The sequence below is a fragment of the Pseudomonas sp. GM78 genome (genome assembly GCF_000282475.1).
Classification (GTDB): Bacteria; Pseudomonadota; Gammaproteobacteria; order Pseudomonadales; family Pseudomonadaceae; genus Aquipseudomonas.
The window spans coordinates 23,410-37,468 of sequence record NZ_AKJF01000220.1 but is presented as its reverse complement, the minus strand read 5'-3'; the positions used below and the strand labels follow the sequence as shown (position 1 = coordinate 37,468).

General features: G+C 61.6%; 12 protein-coding genes. 3 read left to right on the top strand and 9 right to left on the bottom strand.

Annotation, left to right across the window (positions count from 1 at the left end; genetic code table 11):
- Window positions 1–123: 123 nt before the first annotated feature.
- Together ppk1 and hemB are read right to left on the bottom strand one after the other, a co-directional pair.
- A complete protein-coding gene (gene ppk1, locus PMI35_RS00765) occupies window positions 124–2,346 on the bottom strand; it encodes a polyphosphate kinase 1 (protein ID WP_008066429.1) in 2,223 nt (740 codons plus the stop codon).
- An 18-nt stretch (window positions 2,347–2,364) separates the two neighbouring features.
- Window positions 2,365–3,378, bottom strand: a complete 1,014-nt coding sequence (gene hemB, locus PMI35_RS00770) for a porphobilinogen synthase (protein ID WP_008066428.1) — start codon at window positions 3,376–3,378, stop codon at window positions 2,365–2,367.
- 207 nt (window positions 3,379–3,585) lie between these two features.
- Here hemB and PMI35_RS00775 point away from each other — a divergent pair, with 207 nt between their 5' ends.
- Window positions 3,586–4,218 carry a DedA family protein gene (locus tag PMI35_RS00775; RefSeq protein ID WP_008066426.1) on the top strand — a complete coding sequence of 211 codons (633 nt, stop codon included), beginning with the start codon at window positions 3,586–3,588 and terminating at the stop codon, window positions 4,216–4,218.
- Here the strand turns inward: PMI35_RS00775 and PMI35_RS00780 are convergent.
- Window positions 4,199–5,434, bottom strand: a complete 1,236-nt coding sequence (locus tag PMI35_RS00780) for a sterol desaturase family protein (RefSeq protein WP_008066424.1) — start codon at window positions 5,432–5,434, stop codon at window positions 4,199–4,201. The genes PMI35_RS00775 and PMI35_RS00780 overlap by 20 nt on opposite strands.
- Before the next feature lie 115 nt (window positions 5,435–5,549).
- Between PMI35_RS00780 and elbB the strand changes: the two genes are divergently transcribed.
- Window positions 5,550–6,218: an isoprenoid biosynthesis glyoxalase ElbB gene (gene elbB, locus PMI35_RS00785; RefSeq protein ID WP_008066423.1), complete on the top strand. Its 669-nt coding sequence runs from the start codon at window positions 5,550–5,552 to the stop codon at window positions 6,216–6,218.
- Between the two features lie 120 nt (window positions 6,219–6,338).
- Here elbB and PMI35_RS00790 read toward each other — a convergent pair whose 3' ends face one another.
- The 5 genes from PMI35_RS00790 to PMI35_RS00810 form a co-directional block, all read right to left on the bottom strand.
- Window positions 6,339–6,794, bottom strand: coding sequence for a YaiI/YqxD family protein (locus PMI35_RS00790; protein ID WP_008066422.1), 456 nt, complete (start codon window positions 6,792–6,794; stop codon window positions 6,339–6,341).
- A gap of 108 nt (window positions 6,795–6,902) precedes the next feature.
- Window positions 6,903–8,798, bottom strand: a complete 1,896-nt coding sequence (locus tag PMI35_RS00795; protein ID WP_008066421.1) for an FTR1 family protein — start codon at window positions 8,796–8,798, stop codon at window positions 6,903–6,905.
- A gap of 139 nt (window positions 8,799–8,937) precedes the next feature.
- On the bottom strand, window positions 8,938–9,570 hold the full coding sequence (locus PMI35_RS00800; RefSeq protein WP_008066420.1) for a LysE family transporter: 633 nt from the start codon (window positions 9,568–9,570) through the stop codon (window positions 8,938–8,940).
- 185 nt (window positions 9,571–9,755) lie between these two features.
- A complete protein-coding gene (locus tag PMI35_RS00805) occupies window positions 9,756–10,337 on the bottom strand; it encodes a mechanosensitive ion channel domain-containing protein (protein WP_008066419.1) in 582 nt (193 codons plus the stop codon).
- The gene (locus PMI35_RS00810; protein ID WP_008066418.1) at window positions 10,337–12,247 is read right to left on the bottom strand and encodes an ATP-binding cassette domain-containing protein; all 1,911 of its coding nucleotides are present in this window, start codon (window positions 12,245–12,247) and stop codon (window positions 10,337–10,339) included. The genes PMI35_RS00805 and PMI35_RS00810 overlap by 1 nt, the downstream gene beginning before the upstream one ends.
- A gap of 50 nt (window positions 12,248–12,297) precedes the next feature.
- On the opposite strand from PMI35_RS00810, the gene PMI35_RS00815 reads away from it, so the two are divergent.
- Entirely contained in the window at window positions 12,298–12,762 is a 465-nt protein-coding gene (locus PMI35_RS00815) for a TIGR02444 family protein (RefSeq protein WP_008066417.1), read from the top strand.
- Here the strand turns inward: PMI35_RS00815 and PMI35_RS00820 are convergent.
- Window positions 12,759–13,928 (bottom strand): AlgP family protein, encoded by a 1,170-nt coding sequence (locus PMI35_RS00820; protein ID WP_008066416.1) that lies wholly within the window; start codon window positions 13,926–13,928, stop codon window positions 12,759–12,761. The two genes, PMI35_RS00815 and PMI35_RS00820, sit on opposite strands and share 4 nt — an antisense overlap.
- Window positions 13,929–14,059 lie beyond the last annotated feature (131 nt).

Genomic DNA, 14,059 nt, shown 5'->3' with positions numbered 1-14,059 from the left:
TGCGATCTTTTGATCTTGTTTTGAAGGGCAAAATCAAAAGATCGCAGCCTGCGGCAGCTCCTACAGGGTGCAAACAAAAATGGCGATCCGCAGGGATCGCCATTTTTTTACCTCGTGCCGGTGTTACCGAACCGTCAGGATCGGGCTACCCAACCGCTCCAGCAATGTCGCCTGGGCGCTGCGCGGGTTCTGGTTGCCGGTCGGCGTGTTACGGATGTAACGACCGTCCGACTGCAGGCTCCAGCTGTGGGTGTTATCGGTGAGGTACAACTCCAGCTCTTTCTTGACCCGCATGATCAGCTTCTTGCCTTCCACCGGGAAGCAAGTCTCGACGCGCTTGTCGAGGTTGCGCTCCATCCAGTCGGCACTGGAGAGGAACATCTGTTCTTCGCCGCCATTGAGGAAGTAGAAGACCCGGGTGTGCTCCAGGAAGCGACCGATGATCGAGCGCACGTGGATGTTGTGCGACACCCCGGCGATGCCCGGGCGCAGGCAGCACATGCCACGCACCACCAGGTCGATGCGCACGCCCGACTGGCTGGCCTTGTACAGCGCACGGATGATCTTCGGATCGGTCAGCGAGTTGAACTTGGCGATGATGTGCGCCGGTTTGCCGTCGAGGGCGAACTGGGTTTCGCGGGCAATCATGTCGAGCATGCCCTTTTTCAGGGTAAACGGCGCATGCAGCAGCTTCTTCATGCGTAGCGTCTTGCCCATGCCGATCAACTGGCTGAACAGTTTGCCCACGTCTTCGCACAGGGCGTCGTCGGAGGTCAGCAGGCTGTAGTCGGTGTACAGGCGGGCGTTGCCGGCGTGGTAGTTGCCCGTGCCCAAGTGCGCGTAACGCACGATCTCGCCCGCTTCGCGGCGCAGGATCAGCATCATCTTGGCGTGGGTCTTGAAGCCGACCACACCGTAGATCACCACCGCACCGGCCGCTTGCAGACGGCTGGCCAGTTGCAGGTTGGATTCCTCATCGAAGCGCGCGCGCAATTCGATCACCGCGGTGACTTCCTTGCCGTTACGCGCCGCATCCACCAACGCATCGACGATTTCCGAGTTGGCGCCGGAGCGATACAGGGTCTGACGCACCGCCAGCACGTGCGGGTCCTTGGCGGCCTGGCGCAGCAGGTCGACCACCGGGGTGAACGACTCGAACGGGTGCAGCAACAGTATGTCCTGCTTGCTGATCACGCTGAAGATGTTCTCGCTGTTTTGCAGCAGTTTCGGGATCTGCGGGGTAAACGGCAGGTACTGCAGCTCGCGCTGGCTGTCCAGGCCGGTGATGCTGAACAGACGCGTCAGGTTCACCGGGCCGTTGACCTGATACAGCTCGGTTTCGCTCAGGTTGAATTGCTTGAGCAGGTAATCGGACAGGTGTTTCGGGCAGGTATCGGCTACCTCCAGGCGCACCGCGTCGCCATAACGACGGGAGAACAATTCGCCACGCAGGGCACGCGCCAAGTCTTCGACATCCTCGGAGTCCAGCGCCAGATCAGCGTTTCGGGTCAGGCGGAACTGGTAGCAGCCCTTGACCTTCATGCCCTGGAACAAATCATCGGCGTGGGCGTGGATCATCGACGACAGGAACACATAGTTGTCGCCAGCGCCGCCGACTTCTTCCGGCACCTTGATGATGCGCGGCAGCAGGCGCGGTGCCGGGATGATCGCCAGCCCGGAGTCGCGACCGAAGGCATCGATGCCTTCGAGCTCGACGATGAAGTTCAGGCTCTTGTTGACCAGCAATGGAAACGGGTGCGTCGGGTCGAGGCCGATCGGGGTAATGATCGGGGCGATTTCGTCGCGGAAATAGCGCCGGACCCAGGTCTTGAGCTTGGTTGTCCAGTTGCGGCGACGGATGAAGCGGACCTGATGCTTTTCCAGTTCCGGCAGCAGAATGTCGTTGAGGATCGCGTACTGACGGTCAACGTGACCGTGCACCAGTTCACTGATGCGGGCCAGGGCCTGGTGCGGCTGCAAGCCGTCGGCACCGGCCTGCTCCCGGGCAAAGGTGATCTGCTTCTTGAGGCCGGCGACGCGAATCTCGAAGAACTCGTCCAGGTTGCTGGAGAAGATCAGCAGGAACTTCAGGCGCTCCAGCAACGGGTAGGACTCGTCCAGTGCCTGTTCCAGCACGCGGATATTGAACTGCAGTTGCGACAGCTCGCGGTGGATGTACAGGCTGCTGTCATCCAGGCCGGGAATGGCAATCGCCGGCGCTGCCACAGCGGTTTCGACGACCGCCGCGGGCGGAGCGGGTTCCAGCTCCGGCGGGGTCTCGTCGACTTGCTCCACCACAGGTTGAGCGTCTTTTACGGCAACTTCAGTGAGTACTTCGGTATTCATCGAATGTTCCTGGGAGGGCTATTTTTGCTCTCGTAACAATTGAGCAGCACGAACGGCGAAATAAGTCAGGATGCCATCAGCGCCTGCGCGTTTAAAAGCGGTCAGGGATTCGAGGATAACCCCTTCGCTCAACCAGCCATTCTGGATCGCCGCCATGTGCATGGCGTATTCGCCACTGACTTGATACACAAAGGTCGGCACTTTGAATTCTTCTTTGACCCGGTAGAGGATGTCCAGATAGGGCATGCCTGGCTTGACCATGACCATGTCTGCGCCTTCTGACAAGTCAGCCGCCACTTCGTGCAGGGCTTCGTTGCTGTTGGCCGGGTCCATCTGATAGGAGGCCTTGTTGGCCTTGCCCAGGTTCAGAGCCGATCCGACCGCATCGCGGAACGGGCCGTAATAGGCACTGGCGTACTTCGCCGAGTAGGCCATGATCCGCACATTGACGTGACCGGCCACTTCGAGGGCCTCGCGGATCGCCTGGATGCGACCGTCCATCATGTCCGAAGGTGCAACCACCTGGGCGCCCGCTTCGGCATGGGACAGGGCTTGCCGGACCAGTGCGTCGACGGTGATGTCGTTCTGCACATAGCCTTCTTCGTCGAGAATGCCGTCCTGGCCGTGGGTGGTGAACGGGTCCAGCGCGACGTCGGTGATCACGCCCAGCTCAGGGAACTGCGCACGCAGCGCGCGGGTGGCGCGCTGGGCAATGCCTTCGGGGTTCCAGGCTTCGGCGGCATCCAGCGACTTGAGCTCTGGAGGCGTCACCGGGAACAGCGCCAGCGCCGGAATCCCAAGCTCGACCCATTTGGCCGCTTCTTCCAGCAACAGATCAATGGTCAGGCGCTCGACGCCCGGCATCGAGGCCACCGCTTCTCGACGGTTTTCACCGTCCAGCACGAACACCGGCAGGATCAGGTCATCGACGGTCAACACGTTTTCACGGACCAGTCGACGGGAAAAATCGTCACGACGGTTGCGGCGCAGGCGGGTTGCAGGGAACAAGCGGTTGGCGGGGGTAAAGCTCACGGCAGACTCCTGAGCCCGCGCGGATGGGCGAGCGTGACAGTTATAAGCGGCCATTATGACGAAGGTATTACAGTTGTGTGCACCCAGTGACACGTAGCCGCATTCCATTGTCCTTGTAGGAAATGTTCACGTCGAGACACATTTGGACACTTTCCTGAATGTGTACGAAGGGTTAGGCTGCGCGTTCATTTCGCCAGCACCCAGACAATGCTCCAACAATTCCTGCATGACTTCGGCTACTTTGCCCTTTTCCTAGGCACGTTCTTCGAAGGCGAAACCATCCTGGTGCTCGCGGGCTTCCTCGCGTTCCGTGGATACATGGACATCAACCTGGTGGTGGTCGTGGCGTTCTTCGGCAGCTATGCCGGCGATCAGCTGTGGTACTTCCTGGGACGCAAGCACGGGCGCAAGTTGCTGGCACGCAAACCGCGCTGGCAGTTGATGGGTGACCGTGCGCTGGAGCACATCCGCAAGCATCCGGACATCTGGGTCCTGAGCTTCCGCTTCGTCTACGGCCTGCGCACCGTGATGCCGGTGGCGATCGGCCTGTCGGGCTACCCACCGGGCCGTTACCTGCTGCTCAACGGGATTGGCGCCGCGATCTGGGCCACCGCACTGGCGGCGGCGGCCTATCACTTCGGCGCGGTACTGGAAGGGATGCTCGGCAGCATCAAGAAGTACGAACTGTGGGTGCTCGGTGCCCTGCTCGTCCTCGGACTGGGCCTGTGGCTGCGCCGCCGGTTCAAGAATGCTCGCCTGGCCAAGCAGATCTATGCCGACGAGCAAGCCCTTAAGGCCCAACAGCACAATCCCGGCAACCCTAAGACGCCAGTCGAGTAAACCGGTTTCTGCAGCAGTAGAGCCCGATACCGCTGATCAGACTGTAACTGAGCAGGCCGACCCAGCCCACCGCGCTGGCCGGCCACAGCCCCACCAGCGGCGCCAGCCATACCAGCGGCACATTCGATGCCAGGCGCAGCAACTCCAGCTTCAGCGCCCGCGGGCGATTCTCCAGAGCCACGCCCAGGACGAACAGGCCCAGCGCCACAGCTCCCCAACCCAATACCAAGGCGGCCGTCGACAGACTGGCTTCCAGATTCATCAAATAGCTGCCCAGTGCGACGTAGACGCAGAACTGCAACAGCACGTAGAGCTGCTGACGCCCGTCCAACGGCACTTCAAATTTGCGGAACTGGCTCAGGTCCGGTTTGTTCATCGGGTATTTGGCCGCCACATCCGCCGGCCGCCAGCCGGTGCGCATGAACCAGATCCGCAGCTTGTCCCAGGTGCTTTCGGCACGCCGCGCATCCGCCCACAACTGGGCGTAGAACTGCACGTTGGCCCATACCGGGTTCCAGCTCGCCAGCGGCGTGGTCACGCCGAAAATCACCGGCTCGTTGTCGTCCTCTTCCTGGAACGAGCCGAATAGACGGTCCCAAATAATGAACACGCCGCCGTAGTTGCGATCCATGTAGAGAGCGTTCTGTGCATGGTGGGCCCGATGATTGGATGGCGTGACGAAAAACCACTCGAACCAGCCGAGCTTGGGAATGTGCCGGGTATGCACCCAGAACTGGTACAGCAGGTTCAGCGCCGCGACGCTGACGAACACCAGCAACGGCACACCGACGACGGCCATGGGCAGGTAGAAGATCCAGCTCAGCAGGAACCCGGTACTGGTCTGGCGCAGGGCGGTGGAGAGGTTGTAGTCCTCGCTCTGGTGATGCACCGAGTGCGCGGCCCAGAGGATGTTGCGCTCGTGGCCCATGCGGTGCAGCCAGTAGTAGCAGAAATCGTAGAGGACAAAGGCGAAGACCCAGGTCCAGACGCTGTCGGCCGAGAGCTCGAACAGTGCCAGGTGCTTGAGGGCGAACGCATAGGTCACCAACCCCACGCCTTTGGTCAAAAGGCCCGTGGTGGTCGACAGCACGCCGGTGCTGATGCTGTTGATCGCGTCCGCCAGCCGATAGTTGCTGACCCCGCGCCAACGGTCGGCCAGCAGCTCGACAGCGATCAGCACAAAGAAAAACGGCACCGCATACAGAATGAAGTCCATGACGCGCCCTGATGGGAATCTTGAGGACAGATCCTATGTGTAGCCTCGAATTATCCCTATGGCAACGAGTGACAAATTAGTGGACATTTAACGCCATGAATCTGGAGAAAAGCCCATGAGCAAAAAAGTTGCAGTGATCCTTTCCGGTTGTGGCGTATACGACGGCGCCGAAATTTACGAAAGCGTGGTGACCCTGCTGCGCCTGGACCAGCGTGGCGCGCAGGTGCAGTGTTTTGCGCCGAATATCGCGCAGCTGCACGTGATCAATCACCTGACCGGCGAAGAAATGCCCGAGTCGCGCAATGTGCTGGTGGAGTCTGCCCGCATAGCCCGCGGTGAGATCAAGGATATCCGCGAGGCCGACGCCGAAGAATTCGATGCGCTGATCATTCCCGGCGGCTTCGGCTCGGCCAAGAACCTTTCCAACTTCGCCATCGAAGGTACCGCCTGCACGGTTCAGCCGGACGTCCTGGCCTTGACCGAAGCCTTTGCCGAGGCTGGCAAACCGGTCGGCCTGATCTGCATCTCGCCTGCCCTGGCGGCGAAAATCTATGGGCCTGGCGTGACGTGCACCATCGGCAACGACGCAGAAACGGCAGCGGCCCTGAACAAGATGGGCGCCACGCACAAGGACTGCGCCGTGAGCGATATTGTCGAAGACAAGGCGCGCAAACTGGTGAGCACTCCGGCGTACATGCTGGCCGGGAGCATCAGTGAGGCGGCATCGGGGATCAACAAACTGGTCGACCGCGTGCTCGAATTGACCCACGAAAACGACGTCTGACACGCGTCAAAACTGTGGGAGCGAGCCTGCTCGCGATGGCGGTCTAACCGTCAACATCTATTTTGGATGTGCCGGCCCCATCGCGAGCAGGCTCGCTCCTACAGGGGGGCACTGCAAGGCTTACGACTTGCGGGACAGGCGAGTGAGTATGCGGTCCAGCGCATTGGCAAACGCCTGCTTTTCCCGCTCACCAAAGGGTGCCGGCCCGCCACTCATCTGCCCCTGTTCACGCAAGTCAGTGAACAGGTTGCGCACGGCCAGGCGATCGCCCATGTTCTGCGCGTCAAACTCCTTGCCCCTCGGGTCCAGCGCGGCAACGCCTTTTTTCACCAACCGGTCGGCCAGCGGCACATCGCTGCAGATCACCAGCTCACCCGGCACCGCGTGTTCCACGAGGTAGTCGTCGGCCGCATCAGGGCCACTTGGCACCACAATCAGCTTTACCAGGGCCAGGCCAGGCTTGCTCTGCGGCTGCCCGGCCACCAGCACCACCTCGAACTGGCGCTTGAGGGCGAATTTCACCACCAGATCCTTGGCCGGCCGGGGGCAGGCGTCAGCATCGATCCATACGCGCATCAGGTTTTCCTCTTCTAAAAAGCATCGCGGGCAAGCCTCGCTCCCACAGGTTATACGCAATCCTGTAGGAGCGAGGCTTGCCCGCGAACGTGAGCGTAGCGAATGCTGTTAAGCCGTAACTCTGCGCTTCTCGGCCACACGACTACGACCATACAGCACAACGATCGCCAGGATCGCCACAGCCTGCGCACTCAACGAATACGCATCCGCATGAATCCCCAACCAATCAAACTCAAAGAACGGCACCGGCCGCGTGCCGAAGATCCCGGCTTCCTGCAGCGCCTTCACCCCATGCCCGGCGAACACCACCGACAAGGCACACAGCAGACCGGCGTTGATGCTGAAGAACAGCGCCAGCGGCAGTTTCGCCGAGCCGCGCAGGATCACCCAGGCCAGGCCGACCAACAACACCATCGCCGTCGCACCACCGGCCAGCACGGCGTCATGGCCCGCAGGCCCGGCCTGCAACCACAGGGTTTCGTAGAACAGGATCACTTCGAACAGCTCGCGATACACCGAGAAGAACGCCAGGATCGCAAAACCGAAACGCCCACCACCGCCCACCAGGCTGCTCTTGATGTAATCCTGCCAGGCCGCGGCATGGCGACGATCGTGCATCCACACACCGAGCCACAACACCATGACGCTGGCGAACAGCGCCGTTGCGCCTTCCAGCAACTCACGCTGCGAGCCGCTGACATCGATCACATACGCCGCCAGCGCCCAGGTACCCAGACCGGCCAGCAGCGCCAGGCCCCAACCGACGTTGACGCTGCGCACCGCCGATTGCTGGCCGGTGTTACGCAGGAAGGCAAGGATCGCCGCCAGTACCAAAATCGCTTCCAGGCCTTCGCGCAGCAGAATCAACAGGCCGGAAATGTAGCTCAGCGGCCAGCTCAAGCCATCGCTGCCCAACAAATCGGCAGACGTCTTCAATTTGGCCTTGGCCGCCTCCAGACGCTGCTCGACCTGGTCTACCGACAGACCATCCTGCAACGACTGCCGGTAAGCCATCAGCGATTTCTCAGTGTCCTTGCGCACGGTGGCATCGACGTTGTCCAGGGAGCTTTCGACCAGCTCGAAGCCTTCCAGGTACGCCGCTACCGACAGGTCATAGGCCTGATCGTGATCGCCAGCGCGGTAAGCCGCGACGCTCTTGTCCAGGGTGGTGGCGGTGTAGTCGAGCAATTGCGCCGGGCCACGCTTGGCCTGCGGCGGCTGGGCCCGTTGCGCGCGGAACGTCGCGGCAGCCTGCGGGCCGTCGGTGGCCTGCACTTCGGCCGGAGTCTGGCGGGCCAGATCGGCAATGTTGTAGGTCTTGTCGCTGCTGGCGGTCTGCGGATCGGCGCTGAAGCTGGCGACATAGGTTGCCAGGTCCCAACGCTGACGATCATCCAGCTGATCGCCGAAAGCCGGCATGTCGGTGCCTTCGACCCCCAGGCCCACCGTGTTGTAGATCGCGTAGAGGCTCAGGTGATCCAGGCGCGCGTTATCACGCAAATTGGCCGGCGGCGGGGTCAACCCCACACCCGCCGGGCCGTCGCCAGCACCTGTATCGCCGTGACACACCGAACAATGCTGGGCGTACAGTGGCGCGCCGCGAGTCGGGTCCGGGGTGATGATCGGGGCCTGGCTGATTTCATAGGCCACAGCCAGTTTTGCGCCAAGCTGCCGAGCCTGACGGGCGACGTCTGCGCCGTCCTCACGCGCGGTGATCGCCGCGTGCAGCTGACTGATGCCCTGCTCCAGCCCGGCCTTTTCCGGTTTGGCCGGCATGCCGGCAATCAAACCTTGCAACGCCTGGGTGAATTCCAGTTGTTCGCGGTATTCGGATTCGTTGACGACCTTGCCTGCCTGCACCGCTTGCGGGTAGTCCGCGCCGATGTAATCAAGTAGGTGCAGCGCCTGCGGTGCGCCTTCCACGGTGTCAGCCAGCAGATTGGAACTGCACAGGGCAAACACCGGCGCTATCAGCCAGGCCAGGAATCGGGACGGGGCAATCATGAATGAATCTCAACTGGAAACACGAAGTAACATATTGTTCCCTCCCAATCACTTTCACTCAAGCTTTGTCGTCGATTGCGCGACAGGCCTTAAACGAAAAAGGCGACCTGAAGAGGTCGCCTTTTTTGTGCCTGATGGTTTAAACCGCGACTTTGCGCAGGGTGGCCATGAACGCCGCCGCGCCGATGAACAGTCCGGCAAAGGTACGGTTCATGCGCCTTTGCTGTTTCGGTGTGCGCAACATACGCAGCACCTTGGAAGCCAGCCCGGTGTAACCGGCCATGACGACCAGATCCACGCAGACCATGGTGACACCGATGATCACGTATTGGATCAGCAGTGGCGCGTGCGGATCAATGAACTGCGGCAACACCGCGAGCATGAACACCAACGCCTTGGGATTGCTGATGTTCACCAGAAAGCCTCGGAACACCAGGGCCATCGGCTTGCCAATCTGCCGGACCGCCGCGTCATCGCTCAGGTCGCTGGGCAGTGCGCGCCATTGTTTGATGGCGAGAAAAACCAGGTAGGCCACGCCGAACCATTTGATCGCATAGAAGGCGGTGGCGGATGCCGTAAGTATCGCGCCAACACCGGCGCCAACAATCGCAATCTGCACCGCAAGGCCCAATTGCAGGCCCAGGGCGTTCCAGTAACCACGCCAGAAACCGTACTGCAGACCACTGGACATCGACGCAATGGCGCCGGCACCGGGAGACAGGCTGATCACCCAGCAGGCGGCAAAAAACGCCAGCCATGTTTGAAGCTCCATTGCACACCTCGACTCAGACTCGTGACAGATGTCTAAGCTAATGCGGCTTTGGGCTGGTGACTACCGATTTTTTGCGTACTCCAAAAGCAAAAGATCGCAGCCTTCGGCAGCTCCTACCTGGAAACGCATTCCAATGTAGGAGCTGCCGAAGGCTGCGATCTTTTTGGCTTGAGTCGCAAGCTGGCTTATTTCTCAAACCCGCTCGAAGGGAATACATCCGTCCCGCGCCAGCGCCGCACCGAACGCTGGAAGAACAAACTGTTAGGCACCTGCACCATCGCGCTACCAGTACCCAGCTCTTCCGCCTCGATCAACGTGGTGTACAGCAGATTGATCGCGATCACCCGGCCTTTGACGCCGGGCTTGTCGGTGGTGTCCACCAACTCGACCACATCACCCAGGCGAAACGGCCCGACGGTGAAGATCAGGATTGCGCACAACAGATTGGAGAGCACGCTCCACATGGCGAAAAACGCCACCGCTGCCACCGCGACAAACCCCGACAGCGCGGTCCAGAGCACCGTGGCCGAAACCCCGAGGCGCTCCAGCACGAAGATCAGCGCACTGCCCATGATCAGCCAACGCAGCCCGCCGCGCAGCGGCATCAGCAACTGTGGCGGGAACGGGTAACGCTCTCCGAGGCGGGTCAGACACTTGGCAACGAAGCGTTGGGCGATGTAACCCGCCAGCAGGATCAGCAGGATTTGCACACCGAGCCAGATCGGCTCGACCCACATCGCCGGCAGCGGCAGCTTGAAGGCCTCCATCAGGAGAGCGCCTCCAGCTCCGCCTGCATGCTTTCCAGCAGTTCCAGGGCTTCCATCCAGGCTTCTTCCAGTTCCCCTTCACGCACCTTCAGCTTGGCCTGTTCGGCCAGCAGGTCGCGCAACTCGTTCTTGCGCATTGGCTCGTAGATGTCGCTGTCGCCCAGGCTGGCATCGATCTTCGCGAGTTTCTCGTGCAGCTTGCCCAACTCGGCTTCGAGCTTGTCAGCCTCGCGCTTGTGCGGCGCCAGTTGCTGGCGCAACGCAGCGGCAGCCTGACGCTGGGCTTTCTTGTCGGTCTTGTCCGGGTTGACCGGGGTATTGCTGACCGGGGCGTTGCGCTGACGGTACTCCACCAGCCAGCGGGTGTAGTCCTCGAGGTCGCCGTCGAATTCTTCGACCTTGCCGTCTGCCACCAGGTAGAAATTGTCGGTGGTGCTTTTGAGCAAATGGCGATCGTGGGAGACCACCAGCACCGCACCACTGAATTCCTGCAAGGCCATGGTCAGCGCCAGGCGCATTTCCAGGTCCAGGTGGTTGGTTGGTTCGTCGAGCAGCAACAGGTTCGGCCGGTCCCAGGCGATCAACGCCAGCGCCAGGCGCGCCTTTTCGCCACCGGAGAAATTCAGCACCGGCTCGTCGATCCGCGCGCCGCGGAAGTCGAAACCACCGAGGAAGTCGCGCAGGGTCTGTTCGCGCTCGGTCGGTGCCAGGCGCTGCAAGTGCAGCAACGGGCTGGCCTTGGCATCCAGGGAATCGAGCTGATGCTGGGCGAAGTAGCCGACGACGGTGTTCTCGCCACGGGTCAAGCGACCGGCCAGCGGCGAGAGCTCACCGGCAAGGTTCTTGATCAGGGTCGATTTACCGGCGCCGTTCGGACCGAGCAAGCCGATGCGCGCGCCGGGGGTCAGTTGCAGCTTGACCTTCTCCAGCACGGTTTTCTCGCCGTAGCCCAGGCGGGCATCGGACAGGTCGATCAGCGGGCTGGAAATCTTCTGCGATTCGCGGAAGACGAAGTCGAACGGCGAGTCGACGTGGGCCGCTGTCAGCTCTTCCATCCGCTCCAGGGCCTTGATCCGGCTCTGGGCCTGGCGCGCCTTGGTGGCCTGGGCCTTGAAGCGGGCGATGTAGCTTTCCATGTGCGCACGTTGCGCCTGCTGCTTCTCATAGGCCTGCTGTTGCTGGGCCAGACGCTCGGCACGGGCACGCTCGAAGGCGCTGTAGCCACCGCGATAGAGGGTGATCTTGCGCTGATCGACGTGGGCCACGTGATCGACCACGGCATCGAGGAAGTCCCGGTCGTGGGAAATCAGCATCAAGGTGCCGGGATAGCTTTTGAGCCACTCTTCGAGCCAGATGATGGCGTCGAGGTCCAGGTGGTTGGTCGGTTCGTCGAGCAACAGCAGGTCCGAAGGGCACATCAAGGCCTGCGCCAGGTTCAGACGCATCCGCCAGCCACCGGAGAAATCGCCGACCTGGCGATCCATCTGCTCGTTGGTGAAGCCCAGGCCCGCCAGCAACTTGCGCGCCCGTGCGTCGGCGGTGTAACCGTCGGCGCTATCCAGTTCGGAGTGGTAGCGGGCCTGTGCGGCACCGTCATGGGCCGCTTCGGCTGCCGCCAGGTCACGTTGTACCTGGCGTAGGCGAAGGTCGCCATCGAGCACGTAGTCGACCGCCAGGCGTTCGAGCGTGTCGACCTCCTGGCGCATGTGGGCGATACGCCAGTCGGCCGGCAGGAAGCAATCACCCGAGTCAGGGTGCAGTTCGCCCCGAAGCAAGGCGAACAGGCTCGATTTGCCGGCGCCGTTGGCACCGATGAGGCCGGCTTTCTGGCCGGCGTGCAAGGTCAGCTCGGCGTCTTCTAGCAGACGTTGCGGGCCACGCTGTAAAGTCAGGTTCTGAAGTCGAATCATAATGGCGGCGGAGTCTACCAGCTTCGCTCGCAACTGGCGCGAGTAGCACTATGTCCTCTGACCTGTGGAGCTTTTCCCTGACCCTTTATGCCCGCCCGGGCGTTGAACAGGCATGCCTGCAATTGCAGGCGGGCGGCGTCAGCGTGTGCCTGCTGCTGTGCGCGGCATGGCTGGGGCAGCGGGGTATCGCCTGCGATGAACAACGCCTGCAGCAACTTCGCGCTGTGGCGCAAGCCTGGGACGTCGATGTCGTGCAGCCGTTGCGGGCACTGCGCGTGCGATGGAAGGCTGCCGCCACGCAGGATGCCGAGCTGCACTCGCTACGCGAACAGGTCAAGGCACTTGAATTGGAGGCTGAGCGAAATCTGCTATTGCGCCTGGAGCGATCGGCTCAGGATTGGCCGCAGGGTGACGCGACCGATCTGGCGATCTGGCTGGAAGGTGTGACGGCGCACGCCCCCCACCTGCACCGCGACGCGCTGCATCAGCTGCGCGTCGCGGTAACCGGCGCTTAGGAAGCGCTGGTTGGGTTGGTGCTGGAGTTCGACGATGCCACTGGCGTTGGCGCAGTGGAGGCTGTCGAGGTGGGTGCTGTCGGCGCAGGAGCGGCCGAAGCGGATGGTGCTGGCGTTGGGGTTGCTGGCTTGGCAGCGGGGGCCGGAGTCGGCTTGGCAACAGCGGCCGGTTTTTTCACGGCAGGTTTAGCTGCTGGTTTAGCTGCTGGTTTTGCCGCCGGCTTGGCTGCGGCAGGCTTGGCTGCCGGTTTTACCGCGGCAGGTTTTGCGGCAGTCGCTGGTTTGGCTGCAGCCGTTTTAGCCGCCGGTTTAGCGGCAGGTTTTGCTGCTGCTTTTGCCGCCGGTTTGGCCGCTGGTTTTGCAGCTGGCTTGGCAGCGGTTTTCGCCGCGACAGGTTTTGCGGCCGGCTTGGCAGCAGGTTTGGCAGCGGCAGTTCTAGCGGCTGGTTTGGCCGCTGGTTTGGCGGCTGCGGTTTTGGCCGCGGCAGGTTTCGCAGCAGCAGTTTTGGCGGCCGGTTTGGCAGCCGGTTTCGCGGCCGTGGTTTTGGCAGCGGTTGTCTTGGCAGCAGGTTTGGCAGCTGCAGTTCTGGCAGCCGGTTTCGCAGCGCTGGCCGCGACAGGTTTTTTCGCTGCAGAGGTTGCAGCAGGTTTAGCTGCGGCTTTCACCGGTGCCTTGGCGGCAGGTTTGGCGGCAGGCTTGGCCGGTGCTTTTGCGGCAACCGGTTTGGCAGCGGCTTTCTTCGCAGGAGCCGCAGCAGGCTTGGCCGAACGCAAGGACAACGCCTTGCCGACAGCCTCTTGTACGCGACCAACACCCTGGGCCAGTTTCAGGCTTTCCTGGGCATCGCGCTTGAGTTGCAGGATGTAGCCGCGAGTTTCCGATTGACGATCCTTGAGGGCATCAAGCAGGTCCTCGAGCTGTTTCACCGCGTCCTTGGCCTTGGTTTGCGCCTTGGCCTTTCCGGCCGCCGCTGCGTCCTGCAATTTGGTACGGGACTTGTGCAATTTCTCTTGCGCTTTTCCGCGCTGCTTTTCCAGTTTGGCGAGCAGTTTTTCAGCATCAGCCAAAGCTTCGGAACAAGCGTTTTCCAGATGCTCGAGCAAGCTGCCCGAGAGTTGTTGGAGCAAGTGCAACGGAGTACTTACAGGCTTCTTGGTGGCCGACATGGTTTACCTCCTGGCTGACGTGAGTGCGGCTCATACTAGACCTCTGCTGCTACCGCCGCTAGGGCATCTTGACAGTATCCAAAGCGCTGCGTTGCAACGAATTGAAAATGTTCTGCGTTGGCGCAAAAGCA

Excerpts from the sequence above, each read along its gene's own strand:
- ppk1 (WP_008066429.1), bottom strand. The coding sequence starts at position 2,346 with ATGAATACCGAAGTACTCACTGAAGTTGCCGTAAAAGACGCTCAACCT.
- PMI35_RS00775 (WP_008066426.1), top strand. The coding sequence starts at position 3,586 with ATGCTCCAACAATTCCTGCATGACTTCGGCTACTTTGCCCTTTTCCTA.
- PMI35_RS00780 (WP_008066424.1), bottom strand. The coding sequence starts at position 5,434 with ATGGACTTCATTCTGTATGCGGTGCCGTTTTTCTTTGTGCTGATCGCT.
- elbB (WP_008066423.1), top strand. The coding sequence starts at position 5,550 with ATGAGCAAAAAAGTTGCAGTGATCCTTTCCGGTTGTGGCGTATACGAC.
- PMI35_RS00790 (WP_008066422.1), bottom strand. The coding sequence starts at position 6,794 with ATGCGCGTATGGATCGATGCTGACGCCTGCCCCCGGCCGGCCAAGGAT.
- PMI35_RS00795 (WP_008066421.1), bottom strand. The coding sequence starts at position 8,798 with ATGATTGCCCCGTCCCGATTCCTGGCCTGGCTGATAGCGCCGGTGTTT.
- PMI35_RS00800 (WP_008066420.1), bottom strand. The coding sequence starts at position 9,570 with ATGGAGCTTCAAACATGGCTGGCGTTTTTTGCCGCCTGCTGGGTGATC.
- PMI35_RS00805 (WP_008066419.1), bottom strand. The coding sequence starts at position 10,337 with ATGGAGGCCTTCAAGCTGCCGCTGCCGGCGATGTGGGTCGAGCCGATC.
- PMI35_RS00810 (WP_008066418.1), bottom strand. The coding sequence starts at position 12,247 with ATGATTCGACTTCAGAACCTGACTTTACAGCGTGGCCCGCAACGTCTG.
- PMI35_RS00815 (WP_008066417.1), top strand. The coding sequence starts at position 12,298 with ATGTCCTCTGACCTGTGGAGCTTTTCCCTGACCCTTTATGCCCGCCCG.
- PMI35_RS00820 (WP_008066416.1), bottom strand. The coding sequence starts at position 13,928 with ATGTCGGCCACCAAGAAGCCTGTAAGTACTCCGTTGCACTTGCTCCAA.